Origin of the sequence: Radiobacillus kanasensis, assembly GCF_021049245.1 — a bacterium.
In the GTDB taxonomy this organism is placed as follows: Bacteria; Bacillota; Bacilli; order Bacillales; family Amphibacillaceae; genus Radiobacillus; species Radiobacillus kanasensis.
In genome coordinates, this window is the sequence record NZ_CP088020.1 from 2,604,781 (window position 1) to 2,623,662 (window position 18,882).

19 protein-coding genes are annotated in these 18,882 nt (G+C 39.4%); 9 read left to right on the top strand and 10 right to left on the bottom strand.

Annotated features, from left to right (window positions below):
- The first annotated feature begins 107 nt into the window (after positions 1-107).
- The 3 genes from KO561_RS13535 (at position 108) to KO561_RS13545 (ending at position 4,209) form a co-directional block, all read left to right on the top strand.
- Complete coding sequence (locus tag KO561_RS13535) at positions 108-329, top strand: NifU family protein (protein ID WP_204498469.1); 222 nt, start codon at positions 108-110, stop codon at positions 327-329.
- 151 nt (positions 330-480) lie between these two features.
- Positions 481-1,983: a Ppx/GppA phosphatase family protein gene (locus tag KO561_RS13540; protein WP_408004872.1), complete on the top strand. Its 1,503-nt coding sequence runs from the start codon at positions 481-483 to the stop codon at positions 1,981-1,983.
- A 120-nt stretch (positions 1,984-2,103) separates the two neighbouring features.
- On the top strand, positions 2,104-4,209 hold the full coding sequence (locus KO561_RS13545; RefSeq protein ID WP_408004818.1) for an RNA degradosome polyphosphate kinase: 2,106 nt from the start codon (positions 2,104-2,106) through the stop codon (positions 4,207-4,209).
- A 36-nt stretch (positions 4,210-4,245) separates the two neighbouring features.
- Here the strand turns inward: KO561_RS13545 and thrB are convergent, their stop codons facing one another.
- From thrB to yutH, 5 genes are all read right to left on the bottom strand, one after another.
- Positions 4,246-5,148, bottom strand: coding sequence for a homoserine kinase (gene thrB / locus KO561_RS13550; RefSeq protein ID WP_231093808.1), 903 nt, complete (start codon positions 5,146-5,148; stop codon positions 4,246-4,248).
- On the bottom strand, positions 5,145-6,206 hold the full coding sequence (gene thrC, locus KO561_RS13555; protein ID WP_231093809.1) for a threonine synthase: 1,062 nt from the start codon (positions 6,204-6,206) through the stop codon (positions 5,145-5,147). The genes thrB and thrC overlap by 4 nt, the downstream gene beginning before the upstream one ends.
- Positions 6,207-6,208: 2 nt before the next feature.
- Positions 6,209-7,507 carry a homoserine dehydrogenase gene (locus KO561_RS13560; RefSeq protein ID WP_231093810.1) on the bottom strand — a complete coding sequence of 433 codons (1,299 nt, stop codon included), beginning with the start codon at positions 7,505-7,507 and terminating at the stop codon, positions 6,209-6,211.
- 745 nt (positions 7,508-8,252) lie between these two features.
- Positions 8,253-9,218 carry a 2-hydroxyacid dehydrogenase gene (locus KO561_RS13565; protein WP_231093811.1) on the bottom strand — a complete coding sequence of 322 codons (966 nt, stop codon included), beginning with the start codon at positions 9,216-9,218 and terminating at the stop codon, positions 8,253-8,255.
- Positions 9,219-9,235: 17 nt separating this feature from the next.
- A complete protein-coding gene (yutH, locus tag KO561_RS13570; RefSeq protein WP_231093812.1) occupies positions 9,236-10,210 on the bottom strand; it encodes a spore coat putative kinase YutH in 975 nt (324 codons plus the stop codon).
- 126 nt (positions 10,211-10,336) lie between these two features.
- On the opposite strand from yutH, the gene KO561_RS13575 reads away from it, so the two are divergent.
- Positions 10,337-10,849 carry a phosphatidylglycerophosphatase A family protein gene (locus KO561_RS13575; protein WP_231097158.1) on the top strand — a complete coding sequence of 171 codons (513 nt, stop codon included), beginning with the start codon at positions 10,337-10,339 and terminating at the stop codon, positions 10,847-10,849.
- Between the two features lie 215 nt (positions 10,850-11,064).
- On the top strand, positions 11,065-12,618 hold the full coding sequence (locus tag KO561_RS13580) for a hypothetical protein (protein ID WP_231093813.1): 1,554 nt from the start codon (positions 11,065-11,067) through the stop codon (positions 12,616-12,618).
- Positions 12,619-12,655: 37 nt separating this feature from the next.
- Here the strand turns inward: KO561_RS13580 and KO561_RS13585 are convergent, their stop codons facing one another.
- Complete coding sequence (locus KO561_RS13585) at positions 12,656-13,429, bottom strand: TIGR01457 family HAD-type hydrolase (protein WP_231093814.1); 774 nt, start codon at positions 13,427-13,429, stop codon at positions 12,656-12,658.
- Positions 13,430-13,446: 17 nt separating this feature from the next.
- Positions 13,447-13,881, bottom strand: a complete 435-nt coding sequence (locus KO561_RS13590) for a DUF86 domain-containing protein (protein ID WP_231093815.1) — start codon at positions 13,879-13,881, stop codon at positions 13,447-13,449.
- A gap of 116 nt (positions 13,882-13,997) precedes the next feature.
- Here KO561_RS13590 and KO561_RS13595 point away from each other — a divergent pair, with 116 nt between their 5' ends.
- Together KO561_RS13595 and KO561_RS13600 are read left to right on the top strand one after the other, a co-directional pair.
- Positions 13,998-14,255, top strand: a complete 258-nt coding sequence (locus KO561_RS13595) for an SAV0927 family protein (RefSeq protein WP_231093816.1) — start codon at positions 13,998-14,000, stop codon at positions 14,253-14,255.
- A 45-nt stretch (positions 14,256-14,300) separates the two neighbouring features.
- Positions 14,301-14,582, top strand: coding sequence for a cytosolic protein (locus KO561_RS13600; protein ID WP_231093817.1), 282 nt, complete (start codon positions 14,301-14,303; stop codon positions 14,580-14,582).
- A gap of 110 nt (positions 14,583-14,692) precedes the next feature.
- Here the strand turns inward: KO561_RS13600 and KO561_RS13605 are convergent, their stop codons facing one another.
- On the bottom strand, positions 14,693-14,968 hold the full coding sequence (locus KO561_RS13605; protein WP_231093818.1) for a YutD family protein: 276 nt from the start codon (positions 14,966-14,968) through the stop codon (positions 14,693-14,695).
- Positions 14,969-15,126: 158 nt separating this feature from the next.
- Here KO561_RS13605 and KO561_RS13610 point away from each other — a divergent pair, with 158 nt between their 5' ends.
- Both KO561_RS13610 and KO561_RS13615 read left to right on the top strand, forming a co-directional pair.
- Positions 15,127-15,744: a YhcN/YlaJ family sporulation lipoprotein gene (locus tag KO561_RS13610; RefSeq protein ID WP_231093819.1), complete on the top strand. Its 618-nt coding sequence runs from the start codon at positions 15,127-15,129 to the stop codon at positions 15,742-15,744.
- A 120-nt stretch (positions 15,745-15,864) separates the two neighbouring features.
- Positions 15,865-16,830 (top strand): M23 family metallopeptidase, encoded by a 966-nt coding sequence (locus tag KO561_RS13615; RefSeq protein WP_408004873.1) that lies wholly within the window; start codon positions 15,865-15,867, stop codon positions 16,828-16,830.
- Between the two features lie 39 nt (positions 16,831-16,869).
- Here KO561_RS13615 and KO561_RS13620 read toward each other — a convergent pair whose 3' ends face one another.
- Both KO561_RS13620 and KO561_RS13625 read right to left on the bottom strand, forming a co-directional pair.
- The gene (locus tag KO561_RS13620; RefSeq protein ID WP_231093820.1) at positions 16,870-16,974 is read right to left on the bottom strand and encodes a methionine/alanine import family NSS transporter small subunit; all 105 of its coding nucleotides are present in this window, start codon (positions 16,972-16,974) and stop codon (positions 16,870-16,872) included.
- On the bottom strand, positions 16,974-18,485 hold the full coding sequence (locus KO561_RS13625) for a sodium-dependent transporter (RefSeq protein WP_231093821.1): 1,512 nt from the start codon (positions 18,483-18,485) through the stop codon (positions 16,974-16,976). The genes KO561_RS13620 and KO561_RS13625 overlap by 1 nt, the downstream gene beginning before the upstream one ends.
- Between the last annotated feature and the right edge of the window lie 397 nt (positions 18,486-18,882).

The following is an 18,882-nucleotide window of genomic DNA, read 5'->3' on the forward strand; positions in this document are numbered from 1 at the left end:
TTCAAAGCGATTTTTACGGACTTTTTGAACATCCCCTCGAACTCTTTAAATAGCATTTTAGGCAATTACCCCTTATAATATAGACGTAGGAAAGGAGAAGATGGATGATGCAAGAACAAGTACAAGAAGTTTTAAATAAATTACGTCCATTCTTGCTACGAGATGGTGGCGACGTTGAATTAGTTGACGTAGAGGATGGAATTGTTCGTCTTCGTTTGATGGGCGCATGCGGAAATTGCCCAAGTTCAACCATTACTTTAAAAGCTGGAATTGAACGCGCGCTTATGGCCGAAGTTCCGGGTGTGACTGAAATAGAACAGGTATTTTAATAGGATGAAAAAGGACGCTTAAATCGTGAACGATTTAAGTGTTTTTTATTACCCTTTTTTCCTATGATATAATCAACCAAAATAGAGTAACGGACAGGTGATTAGGTTGCAGAAAAAATTTTATGGAATTATTGATATTGGGTCTAATACGATGAGATTAGTCATATATCTTCAAGAAAAAGCGGGACATTTACGGGAAGTGGAAAATGTAAAAGCCGTAGCCCGCTTGCGTAATCATCTCAACACAGATAATCAATTAACGGAACAAGGCTTTGAAATTTTAATCCGCACACTAAAAAGCTTTAAAGAAGTCGTCGGAACGTATTCATTAACCGAACTCGTCTGTGTCGCAACCGCTACAATTCGACAAGCAAATGACCAAGAAGCAATCCTACAATCCGTGCAGAAGGAAACAGGCTTTTCCATCCGTATTCTTTCTGAAAAGGAAGAGGCTTTTTACGGGTATTTAGCTGTGGTCAACTCTACTTCTTTGGAAGAAGGAATTACAGTTGATATTGGTGGTGGGAGTACCGAAGTCACTTATTTCAAAAATCGTCAGTTAGTAGAAGCTCACAGCTTTCCATTCGGAGCTCTTACTTTGCGTACTTTTTTTAAAGATATCATCCCTCAAGAGAAAGAAATTTTTGAATTACGTCACTTTTTAATGAAACAATTTTCCTCTTTACCTTGGCTATTCCAAAAACAAGTACCATTGATTGGTATCGGTGGAAGTGCTCGAAACCTAGTTCAAATGGATCAGGCTATGAAAAAATATCCCTTGGCTGGTCTCCACCAGTACAAAATGAGATCATCAGATATTCAAGCAGTGATGACCTATTTAAACGGGCTTAGTTACAATGATTTATGGAAAGTAGAAGGTTTATCCTCTGACCGTGCAGATATTATCCTCCCAACGATTACCGTCTTTTCATCTTTATATGAAACCATCCAAGCTGAAAGTTTTATTCTAAGTCGAAAAGGCTTGCGAGATGGTGTTTTTTACGAACAGTTATCCAAAGAACTAGGTACCTATCTATTTCCGAATGTCTTAGAAGATAGCATTCAAGAGCTAATTAATGACTACGACCTTCATCCTAAGCAAATTCTTCATGTACAAACGTTGACTAGAAAGCTATTTAACCAGATCGAAGAGAAAACAGATTTGGATTGGTATCCTGTCGATTGGCAACTATTAAAAAGAGCGAGTTATGTGTTTAATTTAGGGAAGTACATTGATTCAGAATCTAGCTCACAGCATACTTTCTACTTACTAGCAAATCGAACGATTGATGGATTGCTTCATAACGAGCGCTTGGAGTTAGCACTTGTCGCTTCTTTTAAAAATAAAACTGTTTTTAATCAGTACATTCACCCATACAAGGATTGGTTTTCGAAGCAAAGACGAAAAAAACTACGCTCCCTTGGCTCTCTTTTAAAATTCGCTTATTGTTTAGATGCGACTAAGCGACAAGTCGTAGAAGATTTCACATTAGAAGTTACGGACAAAGGATTAGATCTGACACTTTTCTGTACACAAGATTGGATGCCCGAGGAATATCAAGCTGAGAAACAAAAAAAGCATCTTGAAAAAGCTCTAAAAACCGCGATTAACCTACAGTTTAAGAGAAAAGAGGAAGAAAAAACTCTTATGTAGCTTATCTATGAACAGAGCGAAAGAAGGAATATTAGAAAAATTTACAAACATTTTACATTTGCTTCACATACTCTCAATGTTTTATATCTATGATAAAGTGGAAAATCTATTGGCAAAAGGATGAAATCCATGACTCTTATTCAAAACATAGAGAATAAATTAGATAATCCTCTCTATTACAACAACCGTGAATTGAGTTGGTTAGCATTTAATGAACGGGTATTGGAAGAAGCATTCGATGAACGAAACCCCCTGCTTGAACGATTGAAATTTTTAGCCATTTTCGCCTCAAATTTGGATGAGTTTTTTATGGTTCGTGTTGCTGGATTAAAAGACCAAGTCAAAGCTGGATTTAACAAGACCGATAACAAATCCGGCTTAACACCAAAGCAACAATTAGCCAAAATTGCCGAGAACAACCATGAGTTAGTGAAAATGCAGTATGACATGTATCATGCTTTGCAAACGGATTTGCGCGAGGAATCTATTTCTATTTTACCGATGGAGACATTAACCGAAGAAGTCTTAAAAGAATTAGAAAATTACTTTGAGGAACATATCTTTCCAGTTCTCACACCAATGGCGATTGATGCCTACCGCCCCTTCCCAATGTTGCTTAATAAATCCATAAATATTGCTGTAGTTCTTCAAGATAAGGTGTTCTTAGAGGAGACTGAACCAAAAACCGCTATTGTTCAAGTCCCTTCTTTAATAGATCGTTATATACAAATTGGTAGCTTTCAGTACGTCCTCGTTGAAGATCTGATTTGTTATTTTATTCATAAATTTTTTAAAGGATACCAAGTTCAATCCGTGACGGAATTTCGAATAACGAGGAACGCCGACATGACGATCCATGAAGAAGGAGCTCGTGATCTTTTAAAGGAAATTGAGAAGGAATTGAAAAAAAGAAAATGGGGTGCTGCTGTTCGACTGGAAGTAAGAAAAGAACGAGCCGACCCGGAAGTCGTTCGATTTTTACTCTCTGTTCTGGAAATTCATAGAAATGATTTGTATGAGATTGACGGACCGCTAGACCTTACTTATTTATTCCGTTTTTATGGTGATATGGAAAAAGAAAAGGATCATTTAGTCTATCCTTCTTTAATGCCACAGCCCCCTCAGGATCTGGTAGACGACGAAAATGTGTTTGTAGCTGCTAAAGAACGGGATCTGTTTCTTCATCACCCTTATGAATCGTTTGAACCTGTAATGGAATTAGTTTCCGAGGCTGCAGATGATCCAGATGTACTAGCCATCAAGCAAACTTTATACCGTGTAAGCGGTGATTCACCTATCATAGCTGGATTAAAGCGTGCTGCGGAAAACGGCAAACAAGTTACTGTCCTCGTAGAATTAAAAGCCCGATTTGATGAAGAAAAAAATGTGCAATGGGCCAAGGAATTAGAAAAGGCTGGATGTCTCGTTATTTATGGAATGAACTACCTTAAAACCCATAGTAAAATCACACTCGTTGTAAGAAAAACAAATGGCAAAATAGAAAGATTTGTTCATTTAGGAACTGGAAATTACAACGACCAAACAGCCAATTTTTATACGGATATGGGAGTAATTACGACCAAACGGAAATTTGGTATTGATGCAACGAACTTCTTTAACTACTTAAGTGGGTACACGGAAAAGCCTAATTACCATCATTTATCTATGGCTCCATTTGATATCCGTAGTGATTTAGTGGATTTAATTGAGGAAGAAATTAAATTTCAAAAGATGCACGGAAACGGGCATATCGTTATGAAAATGAATTCCTTAACGGACAAGGAATTGATTATGAAGCTATACGAAGCTTCCCAAGCTGGTGTCAAGATTGACTTAATCGTTCGTGGTATTTGTTGTTTGAAACCTGGAATAAAAGGTATTTCCGACAATATTCAAGTCATTAGTATTGTTGGACGGTTTCTGGAACATAGTCGCATTTATTTCTTCCATCACAACGGGGAAGAAAAAATCTGCCTTTCATCGGCTGACTTAATGACACGTAATATGGTTAAACGAGTAGAGTTAATGTTTCCGATTTATGAGAGCTCTATCAAAGTTAGGATTAAAAAAGTGTTAGAAGTCATGTTGAATGATACGATGAAGGCAAGAATGCAAGCGAGTGATGGGACGTATCACTATACTCTTCCGAAACCAGAAGAGGAACCGAAGGAAAGCCAACTCCTATTATTTAATATGGCTTATCAGTTGTTAGAGGATGAGGAATAACCTACAAAAACGAGGAGCATTCGCTCCTCGTTTTGTTTAAGTGGATACACTTCCTAATGTCGTTGTTTGAACTCCCTCATTTTCAACCTGTAACGGAAGCCAATCAAACTGGGGAAATTTTTCTTTCCATGTTCCTATGTTTCGTTCCACATGTTCTGGATCCGCAATTGCGATCATCGTTGGGCCTGCACCAGAAAGAAAAACCCCATATGCCTGTTCGTCTAAAAAGTTTTGTATCGTATCATAATCTCGGATTAATCCTTTTCGATACGGTTGATGAAATAAATCTTTTTTCATCATTTTTCCTAATAGAGACCAGTCCTTCATACAAATGGCTGCTACACTTACATTGGCTACACTACTCGCGTGCACACTCCGCTCGTAAGAAAACTCTCTCGGGAGCACTGCTCTAGCATTTTCCGTTTTAAGCTCATAGCTTGGGATAACGGCAAGGAAGGTTACATCTTCAACCGGAATCTTAATCCAATTTACTTCTTGGTCATAATGGCCAATCACGCATCCTCCCATAAGAGAAGGTGCGACGTTATCCGGGTGTCCTTCGATATCCGTAGCGACCTGTAGTTTTTCCTCTTCTGTTAAATCCAAGCCCAATATTTGATTGGCTAATTCAATTCCAGCAATCGTCGCGGTCGCGCTACTTCCTAAGCCACGTGCTAATGGAATGTTACTCGTCATTTCTACACGACAGCTCGGAAGATACGGGAATTCAAAACGATCTCCAACTTGCTTGGCTATTTTGTACACCAAGTTTTCTGTACCTTCTGGAATCCCTTGTAAATAATCAGATTTGGCAACGAACTTCCACGTATCTGCTGGAGTGACCGTTAATTGTAAATAAAGGTTTAAGGCAAGCCCCACAGAATCAAATCCAGCACCTAAATTAGATGTACTTGCAGGCACTTTTATCGACCAGCTCATACGAGAACACTTTCCAATATCTTATCAATCACTTGCTTCTCATCGTTCGGTAATACGCGTGGCTGGAAGTCACTATATTCAATCGCCGTATTAGGATCTTTTAATCCATTTCCTGTTAACACGGTTACAACGGTAGCACCTCTTTCCACTTGATTGTTTCGGATAGCTTTTAACAAGCCTGCAATAGAAGAACAAGATGCCGGTTCAGCAAAAATACCTTCATTTGCTGCTAACCATTGGTAAGCCTCAATCATTTCATCATCGGTAATTTCATCAATTAATCCATTTGATTCATCACGTGCCGCTACAGCTTGTTTCCAGCTAGCTGGGTTTCCAATTCGAATTGCAGTACCGACAGTTTCCGGATTTTCAAAGACTCGATCATGAACAATTGCTGCAGCTCCACTTGCCTCGTATCCCATCATTTTAGGGAGAGAGAATCCTTTCTTCTCGTGATACTCTTTGAACCCTTTCCAATAGGCTGTTATGTTACCTGCATTTCCAACAGGAATGAATAAATAGTCTGGTGCATGCCCAAGGGTATCACACACTTCAAAAGCAGCTGTTTTTTGCCCCTCGATCCGATATGGATTAACAGAGTTTACTAACGTAACATGACCTGTTTCCGCCAGTTTTCGAACCATTTTTAAAGCATCATCAAAGTTTCCTTCGATAGAAAAAATTTCAGCACCGTGCATGACAGCTTGAGCTAATTTACCTTGGGCAATCTTGCCATCTGGTATGACGATAAAACATTTTAAGCCAGCTCGAGCTGCAAATGCGGCAGCTGAAGCAGACGTGTTTCCCGTTGAAGCACAGATAACTGCTTTTGCTCCTTCTTCCACCGCTTTTGCGATGGCCATCACCATACCTCGATCCTTGAACGAACCTGTTGGATTCGCCCCCTCAACCTTTGCATACACATTTATACCGTGCTTTTCAGACAATTTCTCTAATTTAATTAGAGGAGTATTTCCCTCAAGTAAGCTAATCTTTGGTGTTTTTTCTGATATTGGTAATAAAGCTTCGTATTCTGATAATAAACCTTTCCAGGCCATGGTTATTCCTCCCCATCCACACGGTAATAGCTGATCACTTTCTTAACAACAGACAGCTCCGTAATTTGTTCTAGACTTTTTCGTAACTGTTCCTTACTTACACTATGCGTTACCATCACAATTTCGGCTGTCTGTTCCCTATCACTGGGAAGCTGTAAAATTTTCGCAAAGCTTACTTGTTCATCTGTAAATACATTCGTGAGCTTTTGGAAGGTTCCAGCTGTATCATCTACTTCCATCCGAATAAAATATTTCATAAATTTTTCTTTGTCTGATTTTAATTTCTTTTCATATTGCGGAGTAACATAGGAATGTCCGCTGATCCCTAAACGCAAATTTTTAACTGCTTCCATTAAATCCGATACAACAGCAGTTGCCGTTGGAAGTCCACCTGCACCCGGACCATAAAACATCGTTTCTCCAACCGCTTCCCCATGCACATACACAGCATTATATTCATTCTTTACTTGAGCAAGCGGGTGCTCATTCGGTAGTAAGGTTGGTTCTACACTTACTTCTACCTTTCCATCCGCATTGATTGCCGCAATTCCGATTAATTTGATCGTGTAACCCAGTTTACCAGCAAAGGTCAAATCCTCCTGACTGATAGAAGTAATTCCTTTCACATGAACATCGTCCAATTGAATCGTTGTTTTAAAAGCAAGATTAGCAAGCAAGGTCATCTTCCGTGCTGCATCCAATCCGTCTACATCTGAAGTAGGGTCCGCTTCCGCATACCCCAATCGTTGCGCTTCCGCTAAAACCGGTTCAAAAGCGAGCTGTTCATCCGTCATTTTCGTTAAAATGAAGTTCGTCGTTCCATTAACGATTCCCATCATTTTTTGAATTTTATCCGAAGCTAATCCGTCTGATAAGGATCGCAAAATAGGGATCCCACCTGCAACACTAGCTTCATAGAATACGTCTACCTTTCTTTCTTTCGCTAATGGAAGTAACTCCTGTCCATAAAGAGCCATGACATCCTTGTTAGCCGTGATGACATGTTTATGGTGGAGAATCGCTTCTTTCATTAAAGCATACGTTTTCTCGACTCCGCCCATCACTTCAATAATGATATCAATATCGGGATCCTGAACGATTGCATTCGGGTCTGCCGTTAACTCACTCCCATTTAAATCAATAGCTCTTTTTTTATGAAGATCGTTCACTAAAATTTTTTTAATAGAAACCTCGCAACCTAGCTTATATTTAATTTGTTCTCGATGATTTTGCAGGATTTTAACTACTCCCGAACCAACTGTACCTAAGCCACATAACCCTACATGAATGGTCTTTGTCAATTTCGCCGCCCCCTTGATGTGTGTTCCTCCAAAAGATACACTTGTTTATCTATAGTGGACATTATACCTTTCGACCATCTGATAATCAAGGTTAAATTTATTTCTACATTAGTTTCTCTTTTGATTTCCATTACGGAAATCACTTTCATGAGTGACGGCAATCCACTCCCTAGTTTCAGAGCTGAATTTCTTATCTCTTATAACAAAAGCTCGGGGCGCCCGGGTTTAAGGATTACAGACTAAAACCGTCCTATGCGGACAACGTCTGCAGCCCCCTTGCCGGGGCCAAGGACGGACTGTGCCTGGCCATTGCCAGGTGGTTCGAGTTGCCGCTCAGAAGCGGCGGTTTTAATCGAACATTCTTACGTCGGAGGTAAAGGAAACATGCCCCTACATAGGGGTATGCCAACCTTTGGCGCATAGCCCGGTTTTAGTTGGCCTTCCTTAATCATCCAAGGTTAAGGAAATTCAACTAACGTTGAACAGTTATCGGACAGAGGTGAGGGAAGTCTCGCTAGTTGCTGGGTGCGTTAGGAAGCGGAGCGGGCTCGCCCAGATACTCACCGCTAGTAGGGCTCCGCAAGTGACGAAGCTTGTGACTGTAGGAGAACTGCTAAGACGTGCGTATCTAGCCCGCGCAGCTGAACTGGAGCTGGACAGTATGTTTATCCACACCAGGCAAATTTTATAATTTCCTGGTATAAAAAAATCAGCATGACCTCCACTTCAGCCATGCTGTTTCTTTTCATCGTATAGGAGTAACGGGTGGCTTTCCTTGTAACACACTCGTTACGTTGTCGAGACAAAGTTTAATCATCGCTTCTCGTGTTTCTTCACTTGCAGATCCAATATGCGGTAGACAAACCACTTGATTTAAGCTTAACAGTGGATGATTTGGATCTACCGGCTCTTGTTGAAAGACGTCTAGCCCTGCTGCCCGAATCTGTCCAGAAACAAGCGCGTCATAAAGTGCTTCTTCATCGACCACTGCACCACGTGATACATTAATAAAGATAGCTGTTTGTTTCATTCTTTCAAAAGCATCTTTATTAAACAACCCTTTTGTTTCGTCCGTTAATGGCGTTAAGCATACTACAAAATCGGACTTTTCAAGCAGTTCCTCGAACGAACAGAACTGGGCAGCAAGTTCTTTCTCTGCTTCTTCCTTCTTCGTACGGTTATGATAAAGGATCTCCATACCGAAGCCCTTTGCTCTTCTTGCGACCGCTTCGCCAATTCGTCCCATTCCGACAATTCCAATATTTTTTTGATTCATTTCACTTCCTGCCAACAAGAAAGGCGACCACTGCTTCCACTTCCCTTGCCGAACAAACTGATCTGCTTCTATCAATCTTCTTCCAGTTGCAAGCAATAAAGCAAAGGTTAAATCAGCAGTTGCTTCTGTTAATACATCTGGCGTATTCGTTGCAACAATCCCTCTATTTTCGATAACTTTTAGGTCAAGGTTATCATATCCGACTGCTAAGTTAGCTATTACTTTTAACCGTTTAGCCTTTTGCAAAATCTCCTCATTGACTTTATCGGATAACATCGTAACGATACCATCTGCCTCAGCCATTTCCTTTTCTAATGTTTCTTGATCTACTGGCAGGTCATCATGTTTCCACATTCCTATATTTGCTATTTCTCGGTATGGTTCCACAAGTTGTTCTGGTACTTGTCTTGTAATATACACATATGGCTTGCTCACAATCGTTCTCCTCTCCTTTACCAATCAATGCTTGGAATATTTGTTTCTTCTTTTGATAGTCCCATTTCTTGAAAAAATCTTTTCAAGTTACTTTCGTAAACTCTAGATTTCATTAATAGAGAATGATATGACTGATAAACAGGTTCGGTATCCTTATATGAAAACCCTTCCTCTAAACAATCAAATAAATGGATGGGCAATAATAAACGGGCATAAATTAAACGCCAACTAAAAATCGACAGCTGTTTCACCTGTTCGTACTCCTGGATAAAGACACGTAAAAGTTGAAAACAATCGTCCTCTTCTTGTAAGAAATACGGTCGTATGTATTCTGCAATATCTCTCGCTGGATGGTCATAAACGATGTCATGTGGCCAGATAACACTTTGCTCTAATTGATGTTCATATCGTTGAAAACAAACTGTTCCACGATCTGCCTCATGGTACCGCCAGTCTTTTTCCGTCTCTTCTAAATATTGTAACGCATTTTCTGTTAAACCAATCAAATAAGGGAACGTATCTACAAATAAACGTTGGAATTTCGTGACAGGTCTTTCCGCCCACTGTTTCGAATAGATACGTTCAAAAGCAGCAAGCTTTTCCGTCCACAGGGACGCCCATTGTCCGTAGCTAGAAATCAAAACCGGTTCATAAGGGTACTGACTACCTAAATGATGAAAATGTGCTAATAGAGTGCCCGGGTGCTCAGGTCGATGTCCCTGTAACGGTCTTCCACAGCAAACCATATACTCTTTCTTTTGATGAAGAGTTAATAGATATCCACTCTTACTGAAAATAGGTGTAGTAAAATGGTCTACGCCATGCACGAGCATAAAATCTGATAATGCTTTCTGCTCCAAAAGTACCTCTTCATTGTTTTCATTAGGAATGATAAAATAGGTATCAATTCCTTTTTTATAACCATCATATCCATTTATGGTTGTCTTTTGCCCATCAAAACCATCTACATATTGAGATAATATATGCTCCATGTTGGTTATCTCCCCTTTTTTAGCATTTGATATATTCTATGTATATTTTGGGGATTTCTGAACCTAAGCATGCTTAACAACACAGATAATGGGTATTGTAAGAGGAGAATACTAAAGTTAGGTGTGATGACGTTGTCCGAAAAGAAGAAATCAGCGGTAGAAATAAAAGCAAGAGCATGGTTAGAAGAACGCGGTGTAACACTCGATGATATCGCCGAATTAGTTCATTACTTACAAGCTAAATACCATGACCATTTAACAAAAGAAGAATGTAAATTTCACGTAGAGAAAGTTTTATCAAAACGAGAAGTACAAAACGCCATTTTAACTGGCATTCAACTAGATGTTTTAGCAGAGAAAAAAATGCTGGAACAGCCCCTTCAGTCTACGATCGAAACAGATGAAGGATTATACGGTGTGGATGAAATTATCGCTTTATCCATCGTTAATGTTTATGGCTCCATTGGGTTTACTAACTACGGTTACATTGACAAACAAAAACCTGGTATCCTCGAAAAACTAAATGATAAATCCACTGGTAGCTGTCATACGTTCTTAGATGATATTGTCGGGGCCATAGCAGCGGCAGCTTCTAGTCGGTTGGCACACAGTTCAGCACACGAAGAAGAAATGGATTAAAAAAGGGAACCTGAAGCTATAGGCATCAAATGAACTATTATTTATGACCTGGAAACAAGTATTTTAATCCTAATAAAATCCGGACTATGGATCGAAATTTCTTTCATTAGAATTCGATTCAGTTCGGATTTTTCTTTTTCAAATCATCTTCTCTATTAGAAAGAATTGTGCTAAAATTCTAACGTTATGTTAATTTCTGACTAAGAGGGGATTTTATGAAAAAAAGATTGTACTGGATATTGCCACTTATTCTTGTTTTTATCGGACTAGGATTATTATTTTCCCGCAACATTGCTCATGTAACAGAACCACCAGAATCGGATTGGAGTCGTGAATTATTGCTATTTGAAACAGATGTCAATCAGCAACCGCTTGTCACTTCCAATGCGGATTCGTTTCATATCGCAAGCTATAATACTAATTCTAAACTCGTTAAAAAAACCTATAATAATCAGATAGAACTAACAAATACGATCACCTTTGACGTTCCTTATACGAAATGGACAAAAGTCTTTGTGAAAGACGATAAAGCGATTTATTTTGACTACGAAAATATTAATAACGGGGAAACAAAAGAACGGATTGATGAAGCGACGAACTTTTACGCCTTACAAGATACAATTCTATATATGAAAGGCAGTGACTTGTACCAGCTTGATCCCGAAACGGACACCCCAACAAAAATAAAAACATTTGAAGACAATACAGAAGAAATTACTCCGTTCCAACAGGGAGGCTCCATCTGGTTTATCGCAACCCACTCTACGAATAACTCTGCCCAGTTAGATGTCTACCGACTGGAAGGGCAAAACGTCGAGCTCGTAACCCAGCCAACTTTTGAGTTACAATCCGGTGAGCTTCTCAAGGAACTTTCGTTTGCTACGAAAAACGACAAAGTTGCTTTCTTATTGGAAACAGAACGAAAAAATACAGGTGGGGCACCACCCGTCTATACGACATATCTGGCTGAGGGTGAACTTAAAGACACGTCCTTTGATACGAGAACCTTAACTTACTATGATCCACATAGCAAGAATCCTCTAAGGGAAGCTGGGGATGCCACCCTTTCGTATCACGGAGAAAATCTAGTCATTTTGTTTGCGGCGAATGGATATAGTCAAACGAAGCATGGAGAAACTTCAGCCTTTAATATTTATGCTGCTACGTTTGATGGTGAAAAGATGATCGTGGAGCGTCGTAGCAATACAGCCGCAATCTCATCTAAACCTCAATGGATAGATGAAAACTCTATTGCTTGGCTGGACTTAGCTGGGGATCATTATAAGCTTCTGTACTCATCCTCTGATTCTAAAATTATGGAAAAAGCGAAGCAAATAACTGGGGAAAATTTGATGGCTGCATTAGGTAAGACATTACTCATGGCTGCAAGCTCATTCATCGGATATATCCTTTCTTCCATTTGGTTTATTTGGCCATTGTTGTTCATTGTTGTATTATTCCTTGTGAGAAAACGATTATTAGATCAGGATCCAAGTTGGCTTTTCTACGGCGGTGCACTCATTTATTTAATAGCGGCAGTCATTTTTAAACACCGCTTCTTCGTCGAAAACATTTACGATAAAGGGCCAGAATACTTAACGTTTAGTGGTAGTAGCTATGTGTATATATTCGGTTTTGCTTTATTGGCTTACCTATTCTCTTGGATGGGCTACAAACGTAAAGAATGGGCTTCCACGACCCGATTATTCTTTTTTGTTTTCTTCCACCTCGTACTGCTTATTGTATATTTTGGACCATATATGATATAAAAAATAAAGCTAGGAGATATGTGTCTCCTAGCTTTGTTTATCTAATATTCGGTAACCAGTCCATTAAAGAATGGACTTGATAGGTTGGCTGCGTCATTTCCTGCATAAGATCCGCTTCAGAGGTAATGCCAGTAAAAACCATTAGCGTATCGATCCCCGCACGGATTCCAGCTAAAATATCTGTCTGGTAATTATCCCCGACCATCATCGTCTCTTCTTTATCCAGACCCATCTTTTCAATCGCATACTCCATAATAATCGGTTCTGGTTTCCCGATAAAAACAGGCTGCACCCCCGTACTAACCGTAATGACAGAAGTTAAAGATCCATTTCCCGGTAATAACCCTCTTTCTATAGGAATGGCTACATCTGCATTTGTAGAGAGAAATTTAGCCCCATCTCTTACCATTAAGCAGCCTTTTGCAAGCTTTTCATAACTAATTTCCCGGTCAATTCCCACGACGACATAATCCGCTTGAGAATCGGTTATCGTTAACCCTGACTTTTTTATAGCATCTGTTAATCCTTCTTCTCCTATGACATACACAGTAGCATCTTTTTTTTGCTGTTGAATATAGGCAGCTGTTGCCATACTGGACGTAACGACTTGCTCAGGAACGGTTGGGATGTCCATTTGAATTAACTTCTCAGCTACCTTCTCTGGTGTTGCCGAAGAATTATTTGTCAAAAATAAATAAGGCATGTTCCTATTTTTTAATGTTTTTACAAAGTCTGAAGCCGCCTCTATTTTTTCAGAACCACGATACATGGTTCCATCTAAATCAACAAGGTACCCCTTATACTCTTTCAAAGCTTTACCCCCCTCCACTATTTAGAAAATGCATTAGCCACGCCTAATTCTTGATCTAAATAGGTGCGGATTCTCGTACTAAATTGCCCTAGTACGTCTCTATTCTTATTCATGACATCGAATAGCTGATTATGATCAATGCTTAAGTATTCTTTGACAAGTGGGATACGAAGATCGACGATTTCTTTGTAGCGATCGGACTCTTCCTCCGGTAACACTCTTTCATCCACTAAAATATCAATAATATCATGAAAACTTCCAGGGTCCCTCATAATAAATCCATCAATCATCATATTTCCAACATCAAGCATAGCCTCAATAGTCATATGTATCATACGTTCTAAGCTTAATTTTTCTAAAAAGGAGTCATAGGAATGGTCGAAAAGCTCCTGAAGAAGTCCATCCACATATAATAACGTTCTTTCAATTTGATCTCGGTCTACAAAATACATCGGATAACCCTCCACTTAGTTGATAACTTTATCATAGCATATTTGTCCCACTTAATATTCCTTCCTAGTTTTGCTATGATAAGAAAAGGAGAGAAACGAGAATGGAGGCGAGTTAGATGGACAAATTTTTAGAGGATAAACAGATACAGATACCCGCGCGAAAGGTGAGCATTAAAGGAAGGTACCACCGTTATGATCTTCTTATTGTAGAAGAAGAGGACGGTAAAAAAATCGTTTTAGATTTAAACGGTGGTCGTTTTAGCCATATGGAGATAGCAGATATAGATAAGGAAGGTTTCATTGAGCATGCCCTTCAATTAACGGAAATAGAAGCAGATGAATTAAAGCCTTACTTGAAAGAAATTATCTCATAGTTACGCGTCTTCCTGGTTATGCTACCTAACAGGAGGCGATTAGCTATGAGTAAAAAAGATGAAGATAAGTACTCCGATTTCGAAAACGTGGAAAGAATGCGAAATTATCTTATACCTGAACAAATGCCGGAAGGGCCATATGGTTCCCCGATAAATAAAGATGAACCTGTCCAAAACAAAAGCACACCGTGGAGAGAAGGACAACGTTACTATAGTGCCTTTAATTATCCCGATAAAGATCAGCATGATAATATACCGAGAAGGGTATCCCCTTACCACCCGCTTCATGATGAGCCTGAAAACCATCAAGAAGACCCTAATGCTTGAACAAATAGGAATACTTGACGAAGCTAGATTGAGCAAGTTATGCCCACCCGACTAAACTTATAAATTTCGATAGTAAAAAACGTTGGTTTGTGTATAAACCAACGTTTTTCTTACGCATCGATTCGTTTCATGACGAAATAGGCACAGCCGAAGTTACAATACTCATACAGGTAATCATCAAGTGTACTAATTTTCGTATCAAAGGCTGCTTTCGGATTTTGATCATCATAAAATCCTTTTAATCTAAGTTGCTCGTATCCCCAATCGCCCACGATGAAATCGTATTTACTTAATATATCACTATACCTATTTTCCAAGGCATCTAATTGAAATCCATCTTTTATATTTTCGATAACCTCGTATTTTTTTCCAGCTAGTTCAACCATACTATTTCACCCCTTAAGCTGGTTATAGTGTACCATAAATAAGCCTAGTTAGAATACACTTTCTTCGACCCCTTAATTGGATAACATTCTCTAGCATGAATCCTCCTTTCTTCCCTCAAAATAAACATGGGGAAGAAATAACAAGGAGGGTGAGACAATTGAAACTGAAAATGTTTGTCTTTTCCATACTTTTTGGGGGGATCGTTTTAACAGGTTGTGGAACTTCAGAGAATGCAGAAAATCCAGACAGAACCTTAAACGGTGATGGATCCTTAAATGAATTTCAACAACCTACTCAATTAGATCCGGAACAAGAAATGTCTTCACAGCTTGGTTATGTTCGCTATAACAAAGCGGAGCTTGATATGGATGAAGAAAACAATAATGTAGTCCGAATGGACCGCAAACAATATGCGGATACGATCTCACGACTAATTCTTCGGAATGATGGGTTTGAAGAAGTTGCCACACTTGTTACGGATGACGAAGTGTTAATTGCCTATAGCCAGCCCGACGAAGTTGATCGTGAAAAAGCAGCATCTATTGCTCGCCAAACGGCCTATTCGGTTATCCCTAGATTTTTCCACGTTTACGTGTCAGATAAGCCGGTATCCTTTCGGGATATCCAAAGCTTACAAAATTCCTCGACCTTAAGCGATGATTATGATAAAACGCTTGAAAGCATTATTGAAGACATGAAACAGGCCCCTCAGGGAGAAGAGTATATCAATAAAAACCAAAACAAAGACGATAAGGAACATGAGCAATACGAATAGTCCAATCGAGGTGTCTAGAGAGTCTCTAGGCATCTCTTTACATAACATTTCCATAAATCTATTCCATTTGAGAAGCGCACACTAAGTATTAAGTTTGAAAGCAGGAGGTGAACTTCCTTGTTGAAAAATGTACTCCTGGTCTTTACGCTTCTAATTTGTGTGTTTCAATCGCCTCAAGTTTCCGCAGAGGAAAAGACACAGGAAGAAAAAGATCAATTAAAAATGGCAATGTACAAGAAAACAGAAGCTGTTACCCAAATTCCCTGGTATTTCATAGCAGCTATTGATCAATATGAAGAACAAGTAACAAACGAGCCTGTCAGTGAACTTATTTCCATTACGATTCCTGAAAATAAGTGGTTCGGAATAGGGAACCCAGCCCCGTCCACTAATCCGGAATGGATTTCTATGTTTAATGGGATGGGGAAAGATGGGAATGGAGACAACAAAGCGGAACGAGATCAGAATGAAGATATTTTGTTTTCATTTGCTAGCTACATTACATCTTTCGGTCAAACGAAACAAGATGTCAAAATTGCATTATGGAAATATTACCAAAGAGAACTGACCGTCCAAACGATTATGAACACAGCAAAAGTCTATAAAAAGTTCGGAACCATTTCCTTAAATGAAAGTGATTTTCCATTACCATTAACCGCTAATTACAGTTACAAAAATACTTGGGGAGATGCCCGTGGTTTTGGAGGAAGAAGAATACACGAAGGCACCGACATCTTTGCCAATTATGGAGTTCCCGTTAAATCTACAACGTATGGAGTAATTGAGATAATGGGATGGAACCGTTACGGTGGCTGGCGCATCGGTATCCGTGATATTTACAACCGATACCACTATTTTGCGCATTTAAATGGCTTCGAGGATGGTTTAAAAGTTGGGGATATTGTTAAGCCAGGAGATGTTATCGGATCCGTAGGAGCAACCGGCTATGGGCCTCCAGGTACTTCAGGAAAATTCCCTCCCCATTTACACTATGGAATGTATCAAGACAATGGTCACAGTGAATGGTCCTTTGATCCCTATCCATATTTAAAAAGATGGGAAAAAAGAGCCAAAAGCAATAAGTAAAAAAGGAGCTTGGAATGATCCAAGCTCCTTCATAATGATTTATGATTTTTTAGCAACTTTCACAGCATGCCTTATGCTTGCTGCAAGTCCTCCCCAAATGATGACAATCCCAATAACAGCCATTGTAATCGCACTAGCTGACATTATTTTGCCACCTCCTGATCCTCTGACTTAGAAGCTTCCTCAGCTTGTTTCGGCCATTTTTTCAATGTTAATAACGCTCCTGCAAACATCGCTCCTATTGCTACAACCCATCCATAATTGAACAAGAATTCAACCGGGTATTCTCCATAAAAGGACGTAATTTCTGCTTTCAAGTTTTGTAGCATCATAAGTCCTAATACAATTGGAGTGATGACACCGATACATAGTCTCCACCAAGAGCCTAGCTTGATGTCAGAAATTCCATCCGCATGGTTTTGGAACTCGCGAAGTGATCTAACGAACCAAGCTACGGCTACTACTTCAAACAATCCGGCTAAAGCAACGCCATAGTTATTAATGAAATGGTCCACCGTATCTAACAGATTGAGTCCTCCTTGTGTTGCAAAGAACAAGGAAGCAACTGCAGCAAGTCCCCCACCTATAAGTATGGATTTGCCACGGGAAATATTAAACTTCTCCTGAAGAGCAGCCACATATGTTTCCGAGATGGAAATCAGGGAAGATAACCCTGCAAGCACTAGAGATAGGAAGAATAGTGCGCCAAAGAATCCAGATGCAGGCATTTGGCTAATGATTTCCGGGAATACCATAAAGGCTAGCCCTACTCCACTTTCTACTACTTCATCAACTTGCACCCCACTTTGGAAAGCCATAAATCCTAGTGCTGCAAATACCCCTATCCCAGCTAATAATTCAAAAGAAGAGTTCGCAAAACCTGTAATAAAGGCATTGTTTGTAATATCGGACTTTTTCGGCAAATAAGATGCATACGTAATCATGATCGCAAAAGCGATAGATAAACTAAAGAAAATTTGTCCGTATGCTGCTACCCATACCTGACCATCTAAAATTCTCGACCAGTCAGGTTTAAAGAAGGCATCCAATCCGTCTAGTGCTCCTGGAAGTGTAAGAGCACGAACTACTATAATTAGAAATAGCACGATAAGAGCAGGAATGAAAATTCTGTTCGCGACCTCAATTCCTTTCTTAATCCCGCGTCCTAAGACAAAAAATACGATTGCCCAAACCGCAATTAGTGGGAATAAAACAGAAGGTACTAAAGACCCGAATACTCCTGGATCTGCTAGCTGTAGATAATCTCCCACGAAGAATGCCGTTGGATCGTCACCCCACTGCTGTCCAATAGAAAAATAAGCATACATAATAGCCCAAGCAATAATAATTGGATAATAAGCAGAAATAACGAATGATACCGCAACTTGCCACCAACCAATCCATTCCAGACCTTTGCTCATTTTGCTATAAGATCTTGGAGCGGATCCACGAAACTTATGCCCAATCGTGTATTCCATAATAAGTAGTGGAATACCCGCGGTTAGAAGTGCAAATAAGTATGGTAAGAAAAAGGCACCTCCACCGTTTTCATAAGCTGTTGCAGGAAAGCGCCAGATGTTTCCTAGACCGATGGCTGAACCCATCGCCGCCATAAGAAAACCTATACGAGTTCCCCATTGTGAACGGTTTTCCATAAAATTGTTCCTCCCTTATCAGTATTGAATTCCTCTTTCTATACGTTTATGTGAGGTATAGATAGAGAATGTTTCAAATTTTTATTTTTTTCTGATATTTATGTATTATAACTAGACCTTTGTCCTATGTAAAGCATTTTCAGGTCTGTTTTCTAATGAAAATAATTCCTTTTCCTGACTGATGTCCTAACAAACCATAGAGCAAGGTCCTCTGTGCTTCATTATGAACAAAGGAAAAGGATGGGACAAAACAATAACTTCCCTCTCTGAAGACTTACAAGATAAGAAGCTTTAATTTTCAATGGTCGGATTTTCATTCATAGTTGATAGAAAATGCGATGTAACGATCTTTGGATAATTACTAAAAAGTCAAGTTTAGCCTAAATGCCACGCTTCG

What these genes read in the sequence shown, in the direction of transcription:
- KO561_RS13535 (WP_204498469.1), top strand. Translation starts at nt 108, where the DNA reads ATGCAAGAACAAGTACAAGAAGTTTTAAATAAATTACGTCCATTCTTG.
- KO561_RS13540 (WP_408004872.1), top strand. Translation starts at nt 481, where the DNA reads ATGAGATTAGTCATATATCTTCAAGAAAAAGCGGGACATTTACGGGAA.
- KO561_RS13545 (WP_408004818.1), top strand. Translation starts at nt 2,104, where the DNA reads ATGAAATCCATGACTCTTATTCAAAACATAGAGAATAAATTAGATAAT.
- thrB (WP_231093808.1), bottom strand. Translation starts at nt 5,148, where the DNA reads ATGAGCTGGTCGATAAAAGTGCCTGCAAGTACATCTAATTTAGGTGCT.
- thrC (WP_231093809.1), bottom strand. Translation starts at nt 6,206, where the DNA reads ATGGCCTGGAAAGGTTTATTATCAGAATACGAAGCTTTATTACCAATA.
- yutH (WP_231093812.1), bottom strand. Translation starts at nt 10,210, where the DNA reads ATGGAGCATATATTATCTCAATATGTAGATGGTTTTGATGGGCAAAAG.
- KO561_RS13575 (WP_231097158.1), top strand. Translation starts at nt 10,337, where the DNA reads ATGACGTTGTCCGAAAAGAAGAAATCAGCGGTAGAAATAAAAGCAAGA.
- KO561_RS13580 (WP_231093813.1), top strand. Translation starts at nt 11,065, where the DNA reads ATGAAAAAAAGATTGTACTGGATATTGCCACTTATTCTTGTTTTTATC.
- KO561_RS13590 (WP_231093815.1), bottom strand. Translation starts at nt 13,881, where the DNA reads ATGTATTTTGTAGACCGAGATCAAATTGAAAGAACGTTATTATATGTG.
- KO561_RS13595 (WP_231093816.1), top strand. Translation starts at nt 13,998, where the DNA reads ATGGACAAATTTTTAGAGGATAAACAGATACAGATACCCGCGCGAAAG.
- KO561_RS13600 (WP_231093817.1), top strand. Translation starts at nt 14,301, where the DNA reads ATGAGTAAAAAAGATGAAGATAAGTACTCCGATTTCGAAAACGTGGAA.
- KO561_RS13605 (WP_231093818.1), bottom strand. Translation starts at nt 14,968, where the DNA reads ATGGTTGAACTAGCTGGAAAAAAATACGAGGTTATCGAAAATATAAAA.
- KO561_RS13620 (WP_231093820.1), bottom strand. Translation starts at nt 16,974, where the DNA reads ATGTCAGCTAGTGCGATTACAATGGCTGTTATTGGGATTGTCATCATT.
- KO561_RS13625 (WP_231093821.1), bottom strand. Translation starts at nt 18,485, where the DNA reads ATGGAAAACCGTTCACAATGGGGAACTCGTATAGGTTTTCTTATGGCG.